This window comes from Streptomyces sp. NBC_00178, from assembly GCF_036206005.1.
Taxonomy (GTDB): domain Bacteria; phylum Actinomycetota; class Actinomycetes; order Streptomycetales; family Streptomycetaceae; genus Streptomyces.
On sequence record NZ_CP108143.1, the window covers coordinates 4,759,773 to 4,779,740 of the forward strand.

Consider the following 19,968-nt stretch of genomic DNA (forward strand, 5'->3'; position numbering starts at 1 on the left):
CCGCTGCCATGTTGCTCGAAGTGCGCGATCTGCACGTGGAGTTCCACACCCGGGACGGGGTGGCCAAGGCCGTCAACGGGGTCAACTACTCCGTGGCCGAGGGCGAGACGCTCGCGGTGCTGGGCGAGTCGGGGTCCGGGAAGTCGGTCACCGCCCAGGCGGTCATGGGCATCCTCGACATGCCGCCCGGGAAGATCAGCGGGGGAGAGATCCTCTTCAAGGACCGCGACCTGCTGAAGCTCAAGAAGGAGGAACGGCGCCGGATCCGCGGCCAGGAGATGGCCATGATCTTCCAGGACGCGCTCTCCTCGCTGAACCCGGTGCTCAGCGTCGGGCAGCAGCTCGGCGAGATGTTCGTCGTGCACCGCGGGATGTCCCGGGGCGATGCCAAGGCCAAGGCCATCGAGCTCATGGACCGGGTGCGCATCCCGGCGGCCAGGCAGCGGGTCGGCGACTTCCCGCACCAGTTCTCCGGCGGTATGCGCCAGCGCATCATGATCGCCATGGCGATGGCGCTGGAGCCCTCCCTGATCATCGCCGACGAACCGACCACCGCACTCGACGTGACCGTCCAGGCGCAGGTGATGGACCTCCTCGCGGAACTCCAGCGCGAACTCAACATGGGGCTCATCCTCATCACCCACGACCTGGGCGTGGTCGCCGACGTCGCGGACAAGATCGCGGTGATGTACGCCGGCCGGATCGTCGAGACGTCCCCGGTCCACGAGATCTACAAGGCCCCGGCCCACCCGTACACCAAGGGCCTCCTCCGCTCGATCCCGCGGCTGGACCAGAAGGGCCAGGAGCTCTACGCGATCAAGGGACTGCCGCCGAACCTCCTGCGCATCCCGTCCGGCTGCGCCTTCCACCCGCGCTGCCCGATGGCCCAGGCCGTGTGCCGCACGGACGTCCCGCCGCTCTACACCGTCGACGAGGAACGCCGGAGCGCCTGCCACTTCTGGAAGGAGACGCTCGATGCACGCTGAGGACACGGGGCGCGGGGGATCCGCGGGAGGCTCCACACTGCTGTCCGGGGCTCGGGACGCCGACCGGGGGAGGCCGTACGCCGAGGGCGACCCGATCCTGGAGGTACGCGGCCTGGTCAAGCACTTTCCGCTGACCCGGGGCATCCTCTTCCAGAAGCAGATCGGCGCGGTCAAGGCCGTCGACGGCGTGGACTTCGACCTGGCGGCCGGCGAGACGCTCGGCATCGTGGGGGAGTCCGGCTGCGGCAAGTCGACCGTCGCCAAGATGCTCGTGCACCTGGAGCCGCCGACCGGCGGTGTCATCCGCTACAAGGGCGACGACGTCACCAAGCTGTCCGGCCGCGCCCTGAGGGCGGTGCGCCGCAACATCCAGATGGTGTTCCAGGACCCGTACACCTCGCTGAACCCGCGCATGACGGTCGGCGACATCATCGGCGAACCGTACGAGATCCACCCCGAGGTCGCGCCCAAGGGGAGCCGCCGGCAGAAGGTGCAGGACCTGCTGGACGTCGTGGGGCTGAACCCGGAGTACATCAACCGCTATCCGCACCAGTTCTCCGGCGGCCAGCGCCAGCGCATCGGCATCGCCCGCGGCCTCGCCCTCAACCCCGAGATCATCGTGGCGGACGAACCGGTCTCCGCGCTCGACGTCTCCGTGCAGGCCCAGGTCGTGAACCTGCTGGACCGGCTCCAGGCCGAATTCAGTCTGAGCTTCATCTTCATCGCGCACGACCTGTCGATCGTCCGGCACATCTCGGACCGGGTCGGCGTCATGTACCTCGGGCGCATCGTCGAGGTCGGCACCGACTCGGAGATCTACGACCACCCCACGCACCCCTACACCCAGGCGCTGCTCTCCGCCGTGCCGGTGCCCGATCCGACCGCGCGCGCCCACCGCGAGCGGATCATCCTCCACGGCGACGTGCCGTCCCCGGCGAACATCCCGTCCGGCTGCCGCTTCCGTACCCGGTGCTGGAAGGCGCAGGAGCGGTGCGAGCTGGAGGTGCCGCTGCTGGCGGTGCCGGCGGTGTTCCGGGACACGGACACGCCGGCGCGGCACGACTCGGCCTGTCACTTCGCCGAGGAGAAGCAGGTCGTGCCGACGGAAGGTCTCCTCCGGACGCCGGAGCCCGCGGACGCGCCGCCGTCCCTGGACAAGGGCGACCAGGGGGACGCGGGAACGGCTGCCTCCGCAGCCCCCCAGGAGCCGGGGGAGCCCGGGGGGTCCGCGGAGCCCGGAGCGCCCGGGGAGCCCGGTCCCCGGGATGAGCGGGAGCGGTGAAAGGCCCTCACCTGCGTTAACACACAGGCAACTTGACCGTCGCCGCTCCGATATACGGACGCTCCACCATGGACGACGTACGGCCGTGCGGGTGCCGTGAACCGGCCGGGGCGCCCCTCGTGGCGTCCCGGCCGGTTACCCGTGTCCGCCCCGCCCCACAGGCCCCCTTGTCCGCCCGCGGACGGCGGAGGAGTATCGCGGGGTGATACTCACGCGGGGAGCCAGAATCACCGGGGCCGTGCTGCTGGCCGTGCTCGCGGCCGTGGTCGGCGGCTGGATCGTGCGGGACCTCCGGGTCGTGGGGGAGCCGCTGGACCTGCTGCGGTACTGGGCGGGTTACACCGACGCGCGGCCGGAGGGGCTGCCCGCCACCCTGCAGGCCGATCCGGTGCTGTTCCTCGTCTACGTCGTCGCGCTGATCGCCGCGCTGCGCTCGTCCGTGGCGGCCACCACCCTCGTCACCACCGGCATCGTCACCTTCGTACTCCGCCTCCCCGGTGTCTGGATCATCGGCGCATCCTGGATGGACCAGCGGTACGGCGACGAACTGCGCACCCGCGCCCTCATCGGGACCTTCGTCGCCCTCGCCGCGGGCCTCGCGCTGATCGTCACCGGTGCGGCCGGCCGCAGGCAGCCCGCGGACGCCTGCGAACCGCTGCCCACCGGGCCGGGCCAGGGCGCCGGCGTGACCGCGTTCCTGGCGCTCGGCATCTCGGGGGCGGTCCTGATCGCCTGGGAGGTGCGCCAGTTCGTCACGCTGCCCTCCGCGCTCTATCCCGACTGGTTCATCGGCGGGCGCGTCATCCGGACCGGGCTGACCGCCGCCCCGCCCGGCTGGAGCAGCGTGGTGCTCGCGGTGCTGTGCCTCGTGGTGGCGTGGACCGCGCTCTTCCGTGCCGTCCACGCCCGGCCCCTGGGCATGATCCTCGGGGCGTTCCTCCTGGTGTCGGGTGCCACCGGGACCGCCCGGGCCTTCCACCACGGAATGACGGACCGTTTCGGCGACCTCGGGGCCGAGCAGCAGCTCATCGTGCTCACCTCGGTCCTGCTGCTCCTCACCGGGGCGGCGGCCCTGCTGGTCCTCGTGCGCCGGGGCCCACAGGACGCCGACGGCCGGAACCAGGGCTACGGCGGCTACGGCCACCCGCCCGCCGGAACACCCGGGTACGGCTATCCGCGGGGCGGGGCTCCCGGTTACGGCTATCCGCAGGGAGGGACGCCCGGATACGGCTACCCGCAGGGAGGGACGCCCGGGTACGGCTACCCGCCGGGCGGCGGTGGCGCGAACCCGCCGCCGCCCGCGTCGCCGCCGCCGGCCTGGTGAAGTGCCCCCGGCGACAGCCCCCTACGCCCGGGGCAGCCCCAGCGAACGCCTGAGGAAGTCCACCTGGAGCAGAAGCAGGTTCTCGGCCACCTGTTCCTGCGGCGTCATGTGCGTCACCCCGCTCAGCGGCAGCACCTCGTGCGGACGGCCTGCCGAGAGCAGTGCGGAGGAGAGCCGCAGGGCGTGGGCGACCACCACGTTGTCGTCCGCGAGCCCGTGCACGATCATCATCGGCCGTGCGGGGCCGGCCGGCTCGGAGAGCCCCTCGTCGGTCACCAGCGAACTGCGGGCGTAGACCTCCGGCTGCGCCGCCGGGTCGCCGAGGCAGCGCTCGGTGTAGTGCGTGTCGTACAGCCGCCAGTCCGCCACCGGGGCCCCGACGACGGCCGCGTGGAACACGTCCGGGCGGCGCAGGACCGCGAGCGCGGAGAGGTAGCCGCCGAACGACCAGCCGCGCACGGCGACCTTCGAGAGGTCCAGCGGGAACCGCTCCGCCAGCGCGTGCAGCGCCTCGACCTGGTCGTCGAGGGTGAGGGTGAAGTCGTCCCTGACGGCCTTCTCCCAGCCGGGCGAACGTCCCGGCGCGCCCCGGCCGTCCGCGACGACCACGGCGAATCCCTGGTCGGCGAACCACTGGGACGTGAGGTGCGGGTTGTGGGCGGCGACGACCCGCCGCCCGTGAGGGCCGCCGTACGGATCCATCAGCACCGGAAGCGGACCGTCGGAATCCGTGTAGCCGGAGGGGAGCAGCACGGCGCACGGGATACGTCGTGCGCCCCCCTCCGTCAGGTGCACCCGGGCCGAGAGGACCGGCTCCTGGGCGAGGTTCGCGACGGTGGCGATCCGCCTGCCGTCCCCCAGTACCCGTACCGCCGTACCGGGGTGCTCCAGCGAGGCGGACACCAGCACCGTGATCCTGCCCGAGCGCACCGCGGAGTGCACCCCGGCGCCCTCGCTGACCCGCTCGACGCCCAGCTCGTTGACCCGGTACACGTGGCTCTGCCCGGTCTCCGGGTCCGCAGCGCCCTCCCCGGCCGTCGCCTGCACCAGGATGTCCGACTCCCCGATGTCCAGCACCGCCTGGATGTGCAGCCGGTCCCCGGTCAGCAGTCTGTCGCCGACCGCGAGCACCCGGGCGCCGGCCTCGTCGGCGATCCTCACCAGGCGCCCGTCCGGGGCCCAGGCGGGCACCCCGGCGAAAAGATCAAGCCAGATGTCGTCCTCGTCGACGTGCACCGTGCGCGTGGCGCCGCTCTCCGGGTCGACGGCGAGATGGAGCTGGCTGCGCTGGTCGCGCGCCTGCACGAGGAGCAGCGGCGCCCCGTTCGACGACCAGTGCACGCGGGCCAGGTAGGGGAAGCGCGAGCGGTCCCACACGACCTCCGTACGGTTCCCCTCAAGGTCCGTCACGAACAGCGTCACCTCCGCGTTGGCCGTCCCGGCCGCCGGATAACCCACCTCGGCGGGCCTGCTGCCGGGGTGCGCCGGATCGGCGATCCACCACCGCTGGACGGCGCTGTCGTCGACCCGGGCGACCAGCAGGCGGTCCGAGTCCGGCGACCACCAGAAACCCCGGTAGCGGCTCATCTCCTCGGCCGCGACGAACTCCGCGAGACCGTACGAGGTGTGCGCGTCCTCCGGCTCGGCGAGCACGCGGTCGCTCTCGCCCTGTGCGCCGACCACGCGCAACGCGCCCCGGACCACGTAGGCGACGTGCCGGCCGTCGGGGGAGGGCCGCGGGTCGATCACCGGGCCCGGTACCGGCAGGGCGCGCGCGGTGCCCGCCCTCAACTCCGCGACGTACGCCCTCCCGGAGAGCGTGAAGGCGGCCAACTCCGCCGCGTCGTCGACGGCGTAGCCCACGATGCCGGCCGAGCCCTCCCTGGTCCGCTCGCGGCGTGCCCGCTCCTGCGGCGACAGCTTCTCCGCCGAACCGCCGAGCAGGGCGGAGGGGTCGGCGGCGACCCGCTCCTCACCCGTCCCCGTGTCCAGCACCATGAGCCGGTTCGCACGGTCGGTGCCGGAGGCCGACCTGAGGAACATCACCCGCGTCCCATCCGGTGAGACGGTGAACGCCCGCGGTGCGCCGAGAGTGAACCTCTGGGTCCGGGCGTGCTGGCGGGGAAAAGACAGCTTCTGCGAGGTCATGGCCCCGAACCTAGCCCTCGGGGGGCGGTCCGTGCGCCCCTCGTGCTGCTGTGCCCCGATCAATGCGTCGGCACGGATAGTTATGATCCGTAGCGCTCGGTGGGTATGAACCTGCTGGCTCCATGTGTGCTGCCCGTCCCGACCGTACTGATGGAGGTGAACCGCCGTGGCACTCTCGATTTCGGCGGTGGTGCTGCTGGCGATCGTCGTCTTCCTGCTGATCCGGAAATCCGGACTCAAGGGCGGACACGCGGTGGTCTGCATGTTGCTCGGGTTCTACCTGGCGAGCTCGTCGATCGCACCGACCATCTCGGAGGTGACGTCGAACGTGGCAGGGATGATCGGGGGCATCAAGTTCTGACCGGTGCGCGGTGCGCCCCGGAACCCGTGGGGTGTGCGGCCCGGGGGGCCGGCGGCTCGTAGGGTGGTCCCATGAAGGACCTTCCCCGCCGCCGTCTGCTCCTGGTGCACGCGCACCCCGACGACGAGTCGATCAACAACGGCGCCACCATGGCCAGGTACGCCGCCGAGGGCGCCCACGTCGCCCTGGTGACCTGCACCCTCGGCGAGGAGGGCGAGGTCATCCCGCCGGACCTCGCGCACCTGGCCTCGGACCGTGACGGCGGCCTGGGCGCCCACCGCACCGGCGAACTCGCCGCCGCGATGCGGGAGCTCGGCGTCACCGACCACCGCTTCCTGGGCGGCCCCGGCCGGTACCGCGACTCCGGGATGATGGGCACCGAGCAGAACCACCGGCCCGGCGCCTTCTGGGCCGCAGACCCCGACGAGGCGGCCGGCCCCCTCGTCGGAGTGATCCGCACCCTGCGCCCCCAGGTCCTCGTCACGTACGACCCCGACGGCGGCTACGGCCACCCCGACCACGTCCAGGCGCACCGCGTCGCGATGCGGGCGGCCGAGCTGGCCGCCGATCCCGGGTACGACGCCGGTTCCGGCGCCCCGCACACCATCGCCAAGATCTACTGGAACAGGGTGCCGCGGGGGGTGGCCGAGGAACTGTTCGCCCGGCTGCGCGAGACGCGGCCGGACGCCTTCCCGGGGATCGCCGCGATCGACGACGTACCCGGTGTCGTGGACGACGCGGAGATCACGACGGAGATCGACGGCTCGGCGTACGCCGCGGCGAAGACCGCGGCCATGCGGGCGCACGCCACGCAGATCGCCGTGGACGGACCGTTCTTCGCGCTGTCGAACGACCTCGGGCAGCCCCTCTTCACGACCGAGTACTACCAGTTGGTGCGGGGAGTGCCGGGCGGAGCCGACGGTGGCAGGGAGCACGACCTCTTCGCGGGCGTGCCGGACGACGCGGCCCACGCACCGGGAGCACGGTCATGAGCAGCCGGCAGAGGCCGCGCGCCTCGTCCGAGTCGCCGCGCACCAACGCCCCGCCGAGGAGCCCGGCGCCCACCGGTATGGCCGCGCCGCCGAACCCGGCGCGGATCCCCGTGTACGTGGGCCTGGTGGTCCTGGGCGCCGCCGTCGGACTCGCGGGCACGCTCGTCCAGGCGGCCCTGTTCCCGGGCGGGTTGCTGCTCGCCCTCGCCGCCTCGGCCGGACTGTTCTACGGCGGCCGGGTGCTGACCGGGACACAGCTCGGCGCCCTGGTGCCTGCGGTGGGCTGGTTCGTCTGCGTCGTCCTGCTGCTGGGCGGGCGCCCCGAAGGCGACTACGTCTTCGGCGAGGAGATCGGCCTGGCGCTCTTCCTGCTCGGCGGAATGGCGGTCGCTGTGATGTGTGCCACGATGTCGCGGCTCCCATTTCAGGCCAACGACACCGGCCGACCTGGCACATGATGTGGTATGTCCGCCTCCGGATTGCTCCCCCGCCGGGTGATGGGTGCATCCTTGATTCCCCCGCGCGCGGAGAGTCTTACGGTGGCGGCCAGTATGGTGGTGCGCGCGCCGAGCCGTCCCCTGGCCTGCGACATGGGGGAAGTACGGGCGGCGGAGCCAATCGGGAGAACCTGCTTTGAGTCGTGAAACTGACAGTTCGTCCTCCGGCCCCCAGGGGCGCGGCGGAGCCGCGTACCCGTCGGGTACGCCGCCGTACGGATCACGCCAGTATCCGTCGCTGCACCCGTCACAGGACGGGCCGGACGGCACTCCGGAGCCTGCGGATCCGCCTCAGCCCGAGGAGCCCAGAACAGAGACGACGCTGACGACGCGCATCCGGATCAACATCCCCGGCTCGCGTCCGATCCCGCCTGTCGTGATGCGTACGCCGATGAGCGAGACGGACGCCTCCGGCGGACGTCCGGCCGGCGAGCGGACCGGCAGCACGCCCAAGCCCGGCGCCTCCGCGCCGTCCCCCGGCACGTCGGTGCCCGGTGCCGCGGCCGGTGACGGCGCCCCGGCCGCCGAGGCCCCCGCCGAGAAGCCGGCGCGGGAGAAGAGCGGCAGCGACTGGTTCGCACCGCGCAAGGCTCCGGCCCCGCCCCAGGGTTCCGCGCCGGCCACGCAACCGGGACCGCCCGGAGCGGGCTCCACGGGCCCCGCCTCCGGGGATCCCTCGGGCGCGGGCCGGGGCCCCGGCCCCGCGCCGACGCCGCCCCGCGTGGACTCGCCGTACTTCTCGGACGGTCCACAGCAGCCGGGCGCACGGCAGGGCGGCAGCGGCCTCGACGGGATCGGCGCGGGCGGTCCCGGCGGCCCGCTGACCACGCCCGGCCCCGGTGCACGGCAGCCGGGCGGCCCCGGCCCGTCCGGTCCCACCACCGGCCCGGTCACGGGGAGTTCCTCCCTGACGCCGAACCTCGACAACTTCCCGGGCGGTCCGGCGGGCCCGGGCGGCCCGTCCGGCGGCCGTCCCGGCGGTCCCGGTGGTCCCGGCGGTCCCGGGGGTCCCGGTGCGGTGCCGCCGCGGATGTCCGACGACACCGCGATCCTCACCCCCCAGACCCCGGTGCCCGGCCTCGGCCAGGTCCCCGGCGGCAACGTGTCGGGTGACACGCTCACCAGCGGGATCCCCGTCATCCCGTCGGGGTCCCGCCCTGCCTTCCCCGGCGGTCCCGGTGCGGTCCGGCCGTCCGACGGCCAGGGCCGCGGACCGGCGGACCCGGGCGCCCACGTGCCCGCGCCCCGGCCCGCCCCGAAGCCCGCGCCGCCCGCGAAGAAGGGCCGCTCCAAGCCGGTCCTCCTCGGTGCGGCCGTCGTCGTGCTGCTCGGCGTGGCCTACGGTGCCGGGCTGCTGATGAACCACTCCGAGGTGCCCAAGGGCACCACGGTGCTCGGCGTCGACATCGGCGGCGGCACCAAGGAGGAGGCGGTCACCAAGCTCGACGCCGCCTTCGGCAAGCGCGCCCAGGCGCCTCTCAGGCTGTCCGTGGACGGCAAGGAGGAGGAGCTCGCCCCGGACAAGGCCGGTCTCACCCTGGACAGCCAGGAGACCGTCCGCGGCGCCGCGGGCAGCGACTACAACCCGGTCTCCGTGATCGGCTCCCTGTTCGGCGGGGCACGCCCCGCCGACCCGGTGATCCCGGTCGACGAGGAGAAGCTCGGGGTCGCGCTCACCGACCTGGCGGGCGTCTCCGGTTCGGCCAACGACGGCACGATCAGGTTCGAGCCGAACAAGGCCGTCGCCGTGCCCGGCAAGGCGGGCAAGTCGCTCGACGTCAACCGTTCGATGGTCTCGGTGCGCGACGCCTACCGCGCCCAGGTCCAGACCGGCAAGGCGGCCGTCGTCGAACTGCCCGTCGCCGCGACCGAGCCGACCATCGGCCAGGCCGAACTGGACCGGGCCATGAAGGAGTTCGCGGAGCCCGCGATGTCCGGTCTGGTGACGATCAACGCCGGCCCGAAGAAGATCGACTTCGGGCCCGCCCGGTCGCTGCCGCAGATCCTGTCCATGAAGCCGGTCGACGGCCGGCTCGTCGAGGTCTACGACAAGAAGGCCATCGACACCCTGCTGGACGGCGTCTTCGACGGCGTGATGATCACCAAGGCCGACGGTACGAAGCACCAGGTCGGCCCGGACGACGTCGCCCACGCCATGCAGGGGGCGCTGCTCGGCAAGACCAAGGCCGAGCGGACCGTCACGATCGACCTGAGCGGCGAGGGCTGATCCCGCGAGCCGCACCCGCCGGCCGCCCCCGCCCGGACCCGCGGGCGGGGGCGGCCGTGGTTCCGGCCCCGGACGCGGCGCGTACGGGGCTCCGGACGCGCCGGTGCGGGACCGTCTCCGTACCGGCTCGCGAAGAGCACCGCTGAAAGAGGAGGAACCTGTGTCCACCGAGTGGAGTGTGACGATCGACTGCGCGGACCCGGCCGCGCTCGCGAGGTTCTGGGCGCTGGCGCTCGGTTACGTGGAGAAGCCCCCGCCGGCCGGATTCGGGAGCTGGGAGGAGTGGTTCGCGCACCACGACGTCCCCGAGGACGAGTGGAACGACGGCGCGTATCTGTCCGACCCGGACGGCGCGGGGCCGGACCTGTCCTTCATGAAGGTGCCCGAACCGAAGACGGTGAAGAACCGCCTGCACCTCGATGTGCGGGCCGGTGGCGGACGCGAGGTCCCGTGGGAGACGCGGTGGCCGCGGGTCGCCGGGACGGTCGCGAAGCTGGAGGCGGCCGGCGGGACCGTACTCCGGGAGTACGCACTGCGGGGGCTCCCCGACCACGTGATGATGGCCGATCCGGAAGGCCACGAGTTCTGCGTGCTCTGACTGCCGGGGCACCGTACGGGTGCCGTCAGCCGCCGCCGAGTCCCCTCCCGGGTGTACGGGAGGGGACTCGGGTACCGCGGCGAGGGCTCGGAGGGCCCTGTGGCCGGGGCTCGGAGGTCCTACGGGAAGGACACCACCTGCGAGGGGACGGTCGACGTTCCGGACGTGGGTGATCCGCGTCCCCGCCGTTGCTGAGGCGGCAACAAGTGACGCAGGAAGGGCGGCAGTCGGGCTTCTTCGTGCCGGGATCTCCCTGCCCGCGAGTTCATCCGATGGCGGCCGCCGTCGTGCCCGCCCCCGGTATCCCGGTATTGCGCCGGACCAGGAGCGTGGTGATCATTGAGGCGCTCGTCGGCCGGTCGAGTCGGCAACCGATCCAGGGGGAACCTTCCGTGCGCAAACTCGTGTACTACATCGCCGTCACCCTCGACGGCTTCATCGCGGGGCCGGACGGCGCGGATCCCTCGGGGCCCGACGGCTTCTGGCCGATCCCCGCCGACTACGTCCGCCACCTGGCCGAGGAGTACCCGGAGACCCTGCCGGCACCCGCCAGGCAGGCCCTCGGCGTCACCGCGGAGGGCACGCACTTCGACACCGTCCTCGAAGGACGCAGGACGTACGAGGTCGGCCTCCGGGCCGGAGTCACCGACGCCTACCCGCACCTGCGGCACCTGGTGTTCTCGACCACCCTGACCGAGAGCCCCGACCCGGCCGTGGAACTGGTCGCGAGCGATCCGGTGGCGCGGGTGCGCGAGCTGAAGCAGGAGGAGGGCAAGGACCTCTGGCTCATCGGCGGCGGTGAACTGGCCGGCGCGCTCTACCCGGAGATCGACCGGCTCATCGTCAAACTGGGCCCGCTGACCATCGGTTCCGGCATCCCGATCTTCGGCCGCACGGCCGCGTTCGACCCGCGCGTCTGGCGCCTCACGGACCACACCGTCATGGAGAGCGGCGCGGCGTTCCTCACCTACGCCCGCGGCTGACGGCCTGCCGCTGACGCCCCCGCGCAGCCCCGGGGCCGGTCGCGAAACCATCCTGCCCGCCGTCGAGGGGCTCGTGGCCGGGCCCCTGCGTCCTGGCGGCTCCCTCCTGCGGGTCCATCCGTGCGCGTCACCCGGGATCGCTCTGCGTGGGACAGCAGGGGGAGGGTGCAGGACAGGCCGGGGCCGGTGGGCAGCGCCGAGCCATGCGGTCTTCCTTCCCGGCTGTTCCTCCTGATCCGTGCGGCACGCAGGGTGCCTTCATCGATGGAACCAGCCTTCTCCGCCACGGCCCGGTGGCCGGTTCACCGAGCGTCGGCCTGACGGTGCACGTCGACGGGTGCCGCCGGCCCTCCGTACTTCTTTCCGTCGTTCCAGCTGTACGGCTCCAGTTCGGGTACGCCGGCGAGACGGGTTTCCATGGGCCGTCCTTCCGGCGCTCGCCCGCACACGCGGCGTCGATCCGTCGCCCCACTTCGAGCAGCGGGACCCGTTGGAGCCGGCGAACTCCGCGTGGGCGTCGCCCGTTCGCCGGCCCGGGCTCTCGCGTACCGACCGGGGCTCCCGCCGTGCGGGACGACGTCGGTCCCGAGAAGTCACCGCGGGCAATGCGCTTTCAGGCCGGACGGCTTCGGACCCGTTCGGGACTTTCCCGCCTTGCTCCGTCCACCTGTCGCGGAGCAGATGGGGTGATTCAGGCAACATGATCCAATTTGCTTGACTCATCAACAGTAATTAGGGTTTGTGCTTGCAAACGCCGCGCCCTTAACCGGCCAAAAGCACCTGGGCGCGGGCTTCGTGCTGCCTGGTCGCCGGGACGCGGGGGTCCCGGGGGCGATCGACGTCGAGAGCGACCGGCGCCGACATGCATGCGCGTACGGCGGATGCGTCGAGCGCGGTCGAACATGAACACATTGGAGAGAAGCGTGTCCCCCAAGAAGAAGACACTCCGTCTGGCGGTTCCGGCTGTTCTGGCGGCAACGGCCGTGGTCGGACTGACTGTTCCGGCCTTCGCCGACCTCCCGGGCGCCGGATCCGGCTGGCAGCCGGTGACGTACTCGGGCGGCCAGATCCAGAGCAGCACCACGGAGGGAGAGGCGCGGGACGAGCTCAGCAACGTCCTTCACGCCTGGCACGCCGCGGACAACGACAACCTCTGGATCTCGCTCAACAACGGGCCCGCCCTCCAGCTGCCGGCCACGGCCGGATCGCCCGACCACGCCCAGTCGTCCGCCGCTCCCACGGTGATCTGGACCAAGGACGGGGGCCGCGGCAACTTCCGCATCTTCCACACGGGCAAGGACGGTCACATCTACCAGCACCGTATCCAGCTCACCACCAGCTACCAGTTGCCGGCGGCGCTGCCCAACGCCACGGAGATCACCAACAACGCGCGCACCAACACCAGCCAGCCCGTGGCCGCGGCGGCGCTCCCCAACAACTCCTACATGCTCGCCTGGAACAGCCAGTCCTCGGACGACATCTGGACGATGTACTACGACGCCGCGACCGGGAAGTTCAACCCCGCCGCCGCGGTTCCCAACGCCCGGAGCAAGGACGCGCCCACGCTGGCCGCGCAGGTGGACGACGGCAACGACCCCGCTCCCTGGAACCAGGTCGTCCTCGCCTTCGAGGGCACCGACTTCAACATGTACATGTCCCGGCAGCAGTACGGAACGTCCACCTGGACCAACCCGAAGAAGGTCGGTCCGTACACCACGCACTCGCCGTCGGTCGCCCTCACCGACAACGGCTACGGCGTGATCACCTTCCGGGACTACGACGGAACCGTCGGCAACTACCAGATCAACCGGCACGGCGACGTCATGGGCAGCTCCAAGGACGCGAGCTACGGCTGGACGAACAGCGCCCCGCTCGCCACGAGCAGCGGCCCGCTCGTCTACAACGTCATCACCGGTGGTGGCGGCGGCTACAGCGGAGTGGTCTGGAAGCAGGCTGCCGACTTCCGTGGCCTGCCCACGCCTGCCGCCCCCCAGTGGTGATTCCACGCCCCGGCGGGATGCCGGTACCGGCACGGTAGAGACCACCCGTCCGCTGCCGCACCCTCCCGCTCGGCCCTGTCCACCTCTGCGCACGGGCACTCGCTCCGGTCCCGCGCAGCGGTGACCTCGGGCGCCGGTCCGTCCCGGCGCCCGCGAACACGACGGTCCCGACATCGATGCCTGAAGCCGGTGTCGGGACCGTCGCGCATTTCCCGGGGGTGCCCGGCCCGCAGGTCCGGGACGCGGCCGGCACGCCGCAGGCGAGTCGCCCACGGCCACCGGACGAGCACGGGCCTCCCCACTCACCACACGCATCGATGCAGAAATGAGCTCACGTGAGAAGCCTCAGACCGGTTGCCGTACTGGTGTCCGGCCTATTGCTGTCCCTAGGCCTGCCGTCGCTCGCGGTGGGCCAGGCCATGGCCTCCCCGGCGAAGGCGCCCGCCGCGACTTCGGGGCCGGGTGCGGAAGGACCGGACCTCACCGGTGCCAACCGGGCCACCTCGCCCCCCGGCATGCCGGACTGGTCGCGAGCGGGCTACCGGGGCGGTTCCCCGCTTCCCGGCGACGGCGAGATGACCAGCGACGCATCCTGCCTCATCACCCCCGCACGGCTCTCGTCCGAGTACAAGGTGACCGCGGACGACGGTGCCGATGACACGACCGGCCTGCAGCGCGCCATCGACGACATCAAGAGCCAGTGCTCGCCGTCGGCCAGCTACGACCGGCTCTCGCTCATCACCCTGCCCTCCGGACGCATCGACCTCTCCCGTCAGATCTACGTGGACGCGAGCTTCCTGGTCGTCCGCGGGCAGGGCTCCGGCGACGGCGGCACGAAGCTGGTGTTCCGGCCGGACGTCAACACCCGCTACGACACGGTGGTCAACGGGCGCTGGGACCAGGACAGCATGAAGGCCGGCAGCGGCAGCGACATCGGCACGGGCGGCTGGATGTGGCCGGGCCGCGGGATGTTCCGGGTGCAGACCCGGGACGTCGCCGACCGGTACAAGGACGACTGGGCGGCCGCTGCGGCCAACCGCAAGGACATCTTCGAGGGCTCGGTCAACCAGCACTGGGCGTCGGGCGTCAAGGTCGCGGGTGCGGCGGGGGACACGGCGTACTCCGCCCGCAAGGGCAGCACGACCGTCCAGCTGATCTCGACGGCCCCCATGTCCAAGTTCGTACCGGGCGGCTACGTCTGGGTGGGCGCGGCCAACAGCGTCAAGTTCTACGAGCAACAGGGCGTCAGCGACGAGGGCATGATGGAAGACCTCCACATGCGCCAGCAGATGTTCAGGGTTCTCGACGTCGACGCCGGTGCCAGAACGATCAGGCTCGACCGTCCGCTGGAGTGGGACCTGCCGGTGGACTCCACCTCGGACGGCTCCGATGCACTGGGCGACAAGCCGTATGCGAGCAAGGTCACTCCCCTGAACGTCGTGGAGGGAGTGGGCTTCGAGAACTTCGCGTTCACCCAGGACATGAACGGCGTGCCGAAACTGGGCGGTGGGACCTACCAGCTCACCCCGGAGCAGGCAGTCCACAACTACGGCAACATAGCCCCCGAGTACGCCATGCACGGCATCGTGTACAAGTGGGCCGCCAACAGCTGGGCCCGCGGGCTCAAGGCGACCATGACCGGCTCGCACCCGATCGTCACGGAGAACGCCCTCAACCTGCAGATCGAGCGCAACAGCTTCGACGGTGCCTGGAACAAGGGCAAGGGAGGCAACGGCTACCTGCGCGGCAGCCGTGTGTGGAACTCCCTGTGGGCCTACAACCTCAGCCGCAATCTGCGCCACTTCACCTTCCAGTGGTCGGCCAGTGGGAACGTCGCCTTCCGTAACGACCTCGACTCCGACCTGAACCTCCACGGTGGCTGGGAGCACGACAACCTGTTCGAAGGGAACACCGTCAGGGTTCCGTACGAGCACCGCTCGGCCAACTGCCAGGCGAACTGCGGCGGCGAGGGCGGTGAGATCGACGAGGGCACCTGGTACCCCGTCTGGTGGGCGGCCGGGCCCAAGGCGGTCAAGTGGTCCGGTTCCTCCGGCCCGCAGAACGTCTTCTACAACAACACGCTGATCAAGCAGACCACCCCCGGCGGAGCGTTCGAGCCGTACACCCCGTACGGCGCGCAGTCCGGCACCGCGTTCCAGTTCGGTTCCAAGAACGACGAGCCCGACGAGTTCGAGTCCCTCAGCCAGGGCGGGCAGGCGATCCCCGACTGGACCGGCCGGGAAACCCTGGACTACAAGGGCCACGGAGTGGTTCCCGCCGATCTGGGCAAGCGGCCGTCCCTCTTCCTGGCGAAGGTCGACGGCCAGCTCGACCCCCGCGCCGGAACGACGAGGAACGTCGCCACCTGGAACATGCAGGGCGCGACCACCACCAAGAACGGCAGTACCTGGGACAAGTACCGAGACGTGCGCAGCCTGCTGGAGGGCGGTTCGAACGGCGCCGACGTCGTTCTCCTCCAGGAGGCCGGTGTGCCGCCGACGGGCGCGGCTGCCCGGATCACCCTGGTGGGCGACTACGCCCAGACCCACTACACGCGTCCCGACGGCACGCAGCCCCGGATCCGGGAATACCGCTTCCAGCCCACACCGAGCCGGGCCAACGGATACATCTACTGGCTGCACACCAATGACACCGCCGACGGCGGGTACGGACGCGTCAACCTCGCTGTGGCCAGCCGTACACGGATCGCCCCGGAGGACCTGTTCGTCGTCAGCCCGGGTGTACAGGGCGGCCGGCCCGCGCTCGGCGTCCGGATCGGTGGCGTCGTCTACTTCACCGTGCACGCCAGTGCGGACAACAGTGGCGCCGACGCTCCGGCCCTGCTGAGCAACATCGCCGACGTGATGTCCGGTCTGGGCCCCGACGACCAGGCGCTGCCCTGGGCTGCGGGCGGCGACTTCAACCGCGAGCCCGGCGATCTGCGAGCCGGAGCGGTCGCGGCGGGGATGCCATGGCTGGGCACGGTGGCATCCACTGCTCCGACACACCACAATCCGTCACGGACGCTCGACTACATGGTCACGCCCCGCATCGCGGAACTGGGAGGGATCCAGCCCGACGCGACGGCCGTGATGACCGATTACAACGACTCCGACCACTACCCCGTCTTCACCCGCTTCAGGGACCTGCCGGACAGTGCCCCCGCACCGTCCAGCACGCCGGCACTCCCGCGGAACGACGTCATCGTGATGAGCGCCCACACCCTCAATGTGGCAGGGTTCGCCAGCGCCGGCAGCAACGTGATCGGCGACGTGAAGTTCGACTACAAGAACCCGGGTGCGAACCTGAAGTTCGGACTCCAGGAGTCCTCCGAACATCCCGGCTACTTCAACCTGCTCTCCAAGGATCCGAAGTACTTCAACCAGTACCTGGGACAGGAGGGCGGAAAGCTCGACGGCAAGATCGTCCTCTGGAAGACCCCGGCGCTCGACCAGCTGTGGAAGCCGAACTACGAGGGCGACGGAACCTGGAGCCTGGAGAACTTCAAGACCGGGCAGTTCCTCACGGCGGACCTCAAGGGGGGCGCGCTCTTCGCCCACAACCAGGTCGACCAGGCGGCCAACCAGCGCTGGTTCCTGCGGGACACCGAGGCCACGAGCAGTCGCAACGAGGTACTGCTGAGGTCGAAGGACGGGGCGCCCTGGATCCTCAACGCCTGGAGCGACGCCATCGACGAATACCCGGTCGTGCTCGACGAGGACGACGACGCGCCCGAGGAGCAGTTCATCACCATCCCGGCAGGCAGGACCGGTCAGGACGAGTGCTACTACCTGGCCAACGACGGTCGCTACATGACGTCGACGGGCGACGCGGGGACACCTGCCAACAACAACCACGTCACCATGCATGAGTTCGTGCCCAACGCCGACAGCTTCCTGTGGTGTCTGGAACCCGCGCAATACGGATTCCTGCTGGGCAATCACACGGGTCCCGATGATCGCGACGAGCCCCTGTATCTCACAGGCGGCGGATTGCACGGGCGAGTGACGATCACGGACCGGCCCGACTGGGCGGCGGACGTCTGGGACCTGTCGCCCGTGTGACCGGATGATGTCGCCTGAGGCCGTGTGAGACAGCCCCGGGGAGACCGTGTCCGACCGGATGGCGGACACCACCCTCACCGACCGGCCTGTCGCGGCGCGCGGATCCACCCGCTGCCGCGACAGGCCGGTGCCGTGTCGTCCACAGCCCGGATCCGCCTGTCGCAAGGCCTAGTTCAGCAGCGCCCTGGCGGCCTGGGCGCGATGGCGGATGGCCTCGGCCGCCGTCGGCTCGATACCGTCGACGATCTCGGCGTACTCGTCCATCTCGGCCGCTCCGCGCATGAACTCGCCCCGCTGCACGAGGAGCTGGGCCCGTTCGTAGCGGAGCCTGGCCGGGTGCGAGGGCAGCAGCAGGGAGAGTTCGAGCGCCCACAGCGCCACGTCGGTGCGCTCGGGGCGGGCCGACGCCCAGGCCCTGACGTTGTTCAGGATGCGCAGCACCGTCTCCAGCGGCCTCGCGGGTACGAGCATCGACGGCTCCAGCGCCGCCCCCGTCGTACCGGCCACCAGCAGTCCGGCGTCCTCGCCGCTCAACGGGACGCCCCCGGCGAAGGGGTCGGCCAGCACGCGCTGCGCCGGGTCGCCGAAACCGACGACGTAGTGTCCGGGGAGGGCCACCCCGTACACGGGGGCGCCGGCCCGCCGCGCGACCTCGATCCAGACCACGGAGAGCAGGATGGGCAGTCCCCTGCGGCGCCGCAGCACCTGTTGCAGCAGCGATGACTCGAGCCGCTGGTAGTCCGGCGGCGAGCCCGTGAAACCGCAGCGCCCGCCGAGGAGTTCCGCGAGCGAGGACGCCCAGGCGCGGGCGTCGCGGGCGCCGTAGGGGAGGAGGCCGGCCAGCCGGTCGAGCTCGATCTGCGCGGCGTCGATGCCGTACGGATCGGCCTCCCCGGCGGGGCCGGGTGCCGCATACGCCTCCGCCCCCAGCAGCAGGCACAGCAGCGCGAGGTCCGGGCGCTCGGCGCGCGCCTCCTCGGCGAACCGTCGCCGTCGCTCGGCGGTGGCGGAATCCTGGGCGTTCATGTGCACACGTACCCCTGCTGCTGTCCCCGCTACGCGGGCCGGAAGTGGTGGTAGAGGTGGTGGGTCGCGAAGCCCATGCCGTCGTACAGCGCACGGGCCCCCTCATTGTCCGCCTCCACCTGCAGCCACGCGGCCGAGGCGCCCTCGTCGAGCGCCACGCGCGCCAGTGCCGCCATGACGGCCGTCGCCAGACCGCGCCGCCGGTACTCCCGGCCCACCTCGACGGCCATGAAGCCGGCCCAGCGGCCGTCCACCACGCACCGGCCGATCGCGGCGGGGACCCCGTCGGCGTCCTCGCCCGGTACGGAGGCGAACCACACGGAGGGCCCGCTGCCCAGGACCTCCAGCACGTGCGGCCCCGGGGTCTCGAAACGCTGGTAGCGGGAGAGCCACGCGGCGTCCGTCTCCCGTGCCGTCCGCACGGCGGAGACGTCCGCGTCCAGGTCGCCCAGGGGTGCCAGCGCCGCGATCCGGACCTCGGCCGACACCTCGCGCCGCCACCCGTGGTCCTCCAGATCCGCGCACAGCCGCTCCTGCGTGCCCTCGGCGCCCGTGGAGGCCTGGACGTACGCCGGCAGGTCCCGGGCCGCGTACCAGGCCCTCACGCGCTCCAGCGCCTCGCCGACGGGGAGCCCCGGATCCCCCAGCGGGAGCGCGGAGTTGGCGCGGCGCGTGAAGCCGCCGGCGGCGCGCAGCAGCCACCCGCCGAGCGCTTCGCTCTCCACGGGCTGCCAGGCGCGTGCGGTGGCCGAGGCGAGTTCCGCGAAGGAGGCGGCCGGTCCGCGACGGCGTGCCGGGGCCGGGGGCACGGTCTTGCCCGCCACCAGAGAGGATTCCGGAATGCGGACAATCCGGCCCTGCTTCGTCGTGACGGACAGCACGCCGTCATCCCAGGATGTGAGAACTCCGACCGTATCGGTGAACCTGGCCCCCTCGGCGGGTGCTTCGGCGACGCGCCGCACGGATACGCGTTTGCCCACGTCAGCGGGTGTCATGCGAACCTCGAGTTGTCCGCCGATGGTGAATTCCACAGCTCTGTACGCCCCTCCTGTTCGGATCGTGCCCCGGAACGGAGATACTAGGGGCGGGCATCGACGACGCCGCGCTCCCGCGCGAGAGCCAACGCCCTACCGAGGAGGAACGACAGCGTGACCTACGTCATCGCGCAGCCTTGTGTCGACGTGAAGGACAAGGCCTGCATCGAGGAGTGCCCCGTCGACTGCATCTACGAGGGCTCCAGGTCCTTGTACATCCATCCGGACGAGTGCGTCGACTGCGGAGCCTGTGAGCCGGTCTGCCCGGTCGAGGCCATCTTCTACGAGGACGACACCCCGGAGGAGTGGAAGGACTACTACAAGGCGAACGTCGAGTTCTTCGACGACCTCGGCTCCCCGGGTGGCGCCTCCAAGCTGGGCCTCATCGAGCGCGACCACGCGTTCATCGCCGCGCTGCCCCCGCAGAACCAGTAGCGACGGCCGCA

The 19,968-nt window shown here is 71.4% G+C and carries 15 protein-coding genes; 12 read left to right on the plus strand and 3 right to left on the minus strand.

Going from position 1 to position 19,968, the window contains the following annotated elements; all coding sequences use genetic code 11:
- Positions 1–8 precede the first annotated feature (8 nt).
- The 3 genes from OHT61_RS20995 to OHT61_RS21005 all read left to right on the plus strand — a co-directional run bounded on the left by OHT61_RS20995 (position 9) and on the right by OHT61_RS21005 (position 3,592).
- A complete protein-coding gene (locus OHT61_RS20995) occupies positions 9–986 on the plus strand; it encodes an ABC transporter ATP-binding protein (RefSeq protein WP_327115053.1) in 978 nt (325 codons plus the stop codon).
- Positions 976–2,268 carry an ABC transporter ATP-binding protein gene (locus tag OHT61_RS21000; RefSeq protein ID WP_329040346.1) on the plus strand — a complete coding sequence of 431 codons (1,293 nt, stop codon included), beginning with the start codon at positions 976–978 and terminating at the stop codon, positions 2,266–2,268. The genes OHT61_RS20995 and OHT61_RS21000 overlap by 11 nt, the downstream gene beginning before the upstream one ends.
- Positions 2,269–2,470: 202 nt before the next feature.
- Positions 2,471–3,592, plus strand: a complete 1,122-nt coding sequence (locus OHT61_RS21005) for a hypothetical protein (protein WP_329040348.1) — start codon at positions 2,471–2,473, stop codon at positions 3,590–3,592.
- 21 nt (positions 3,593–3,613) lie between these two features.
- On the opposite strand, the gene OHT61_RS21010 is transcribed toward OHT61_RS21005, so the two are convergent.
- Positions 3,614–5,740, minus strand: a complete 2,127-nt coding sequence (locus tag OHT61_RS21010) for a S9 family peptidase (RefSeq protein WP_329040349.1) — start codon at positions 5,738–5,740, stop codon at positions 3,614–3,616.
- A gap of 166 nt (positions 5,741–5,906) precedes the next feature.
- Here OHT61_RS21010 and OHT61_RS21015 point away from each other — a divergent pair, with 166 nt between their 5' ends.
- The 8 genes from OHT61_RS21015 to OHT61_RS21050 all read left to right on the plus strand — a co-directional run bounded on the left by OHT61_RS21015 (position 5,907) and on the right by OHT61_RS21050 (position 17,462).
- Complete coding sequence (locus OHT61_RS21015) at positions 5,907–6,101, plus strand: hypothetical protein (protein ID WP_014154257.1); 195 nt, start codon at positions 5,907–5,909, stop codon at positions 6,099–6,101.
- A gap of 71 nt (positions 6,102–6,172) precedes the next feature.
- Positions 6,173–7,093: an N-acetyl-1-D-myo-inositol-2-amino-2-deoxy-alpha-D-glucopyranoside deacetylase gene (gene mshB, locus OHT61_RS21020; protein WP_329040351.1), complete on the plus strand. Its 921-nt coding sequence runs from the start codon at positions 6,173–6,175 to the stop codon at positions 7,091–7,093.
- Complete coding sequence (locus OHT61_RS21025) at positions 7,090–7,551, plus strand: DUF6113 family protein (RefSeq protein ID WP_329040352.1); 462 nt, start codon at positions 7,090–7,092, stop codon at positions 7,549–7,551. Before mshB ends, OHT61_RS21025 begins: the two co-directional genes overlap by 4 nt.
- Before the next feature lie 175 nt (positions 7,552–7,726).
- Positions 7,727–9,817: a hypothetical protein gene (locus tag OHT61_RS21030; protein ID WP_443049499.1), complete on the plus strand. Its 2,091-nt coding sequence runs from the start codon at positions 7,727–7,729 to the stop codon at positions 9,815–9,817.
- 160 nt (positions 9,818–9,977) lie between these two features.
- Positions 9,978–10,415 carry a VOC family protein gene (locus OHT61_RS21035; protein WP_329040354.1) on the plus strand — a complete coding sequence of 146 codons (438 nt, stop codon included), beginning with the start codon at positions 9,978–9,980 and terminating at the stop codon, positions 10,413–10,415.
- A 392-nt stretch (positions 10,416–10,807) separates the two neighbouring features.
- A complete protein-coding gene (locus tag OHT61_RS21040) occupies positions 10,808–11,398 on the plus strand; it encodes a dihydrofolate reductase family protein (protein ID WP_329040355.1) in 591 nt (196 codons plus the stop codon).
- A gap of 923 nt (positions 11,399–12,321) precedes the next feature.
- Entirely contained in the window at positions 12,322–13,398 is a 1,077-nt protein-coding gene (locus OHT61_RS21045) for a hypothetical protein (protein ID WP_329040356.1), read from the plus strand.
- Positions 13,399–13,733: 335 nt separating this feature from the next.
- Complete coding sequence (locus OHT61_RS21050) at positions 13,734–17,462, plus strand: hypothetical protein (protein WP_329040357.1); 3,729 nt, start codon at positions 13,734–13,736, stop codon at positions 17,460–17,462.
- A 168-nt stretch (positions 17,463–17,630) separates the two neighbouring features.
- On the opposite strand, the gene OHT61_RS21055 is transcribed toward OHT61_RS21050, so the two are convergent.
- On the minus strand, positions 17,631–18,488 hold the full coding sequence (locus OHT61_RS21055) for a transglutaminase-like domain-containing protein (RefSeq protein ID WP_329040358.1): 858 nt from the start codon (positions 18,486–18,488) through the stop codon (positions 17,631–17,633).
- A 29-nt stretch (positions 18,489–18,517) separates the two neighbouring features.
- Complete coding sequence (locus OHT61_RS21060) at positions 18,518–19,519, minus strand: GNAT family N-acetyltransferase (RefSeq protein WP_329040359.1); 1,002 nt, start codon at positions 19,517–19,519, stop codon at positions 18,518–18,520.
- 117 nt (positions 19,520–19,636) lie between these two features.
- Here OHT61_RS21060 and fdxA point away from each other — a divergent pair, with 117 nt between their 5' ends.
- On the plus strand, positions 19,637–19,957 hold the full coding sequence (gene fdxA, locus OHT61_RS21065) for a ferredoxin (RefSeq protein ID WP_014154250.1): 321 nt from the start codon (positions 19,637–19,639) through the stop codon (positions 19,955–19,957).
- Positions 19,958–19,968: the final 11 nt, after the last annotated feature.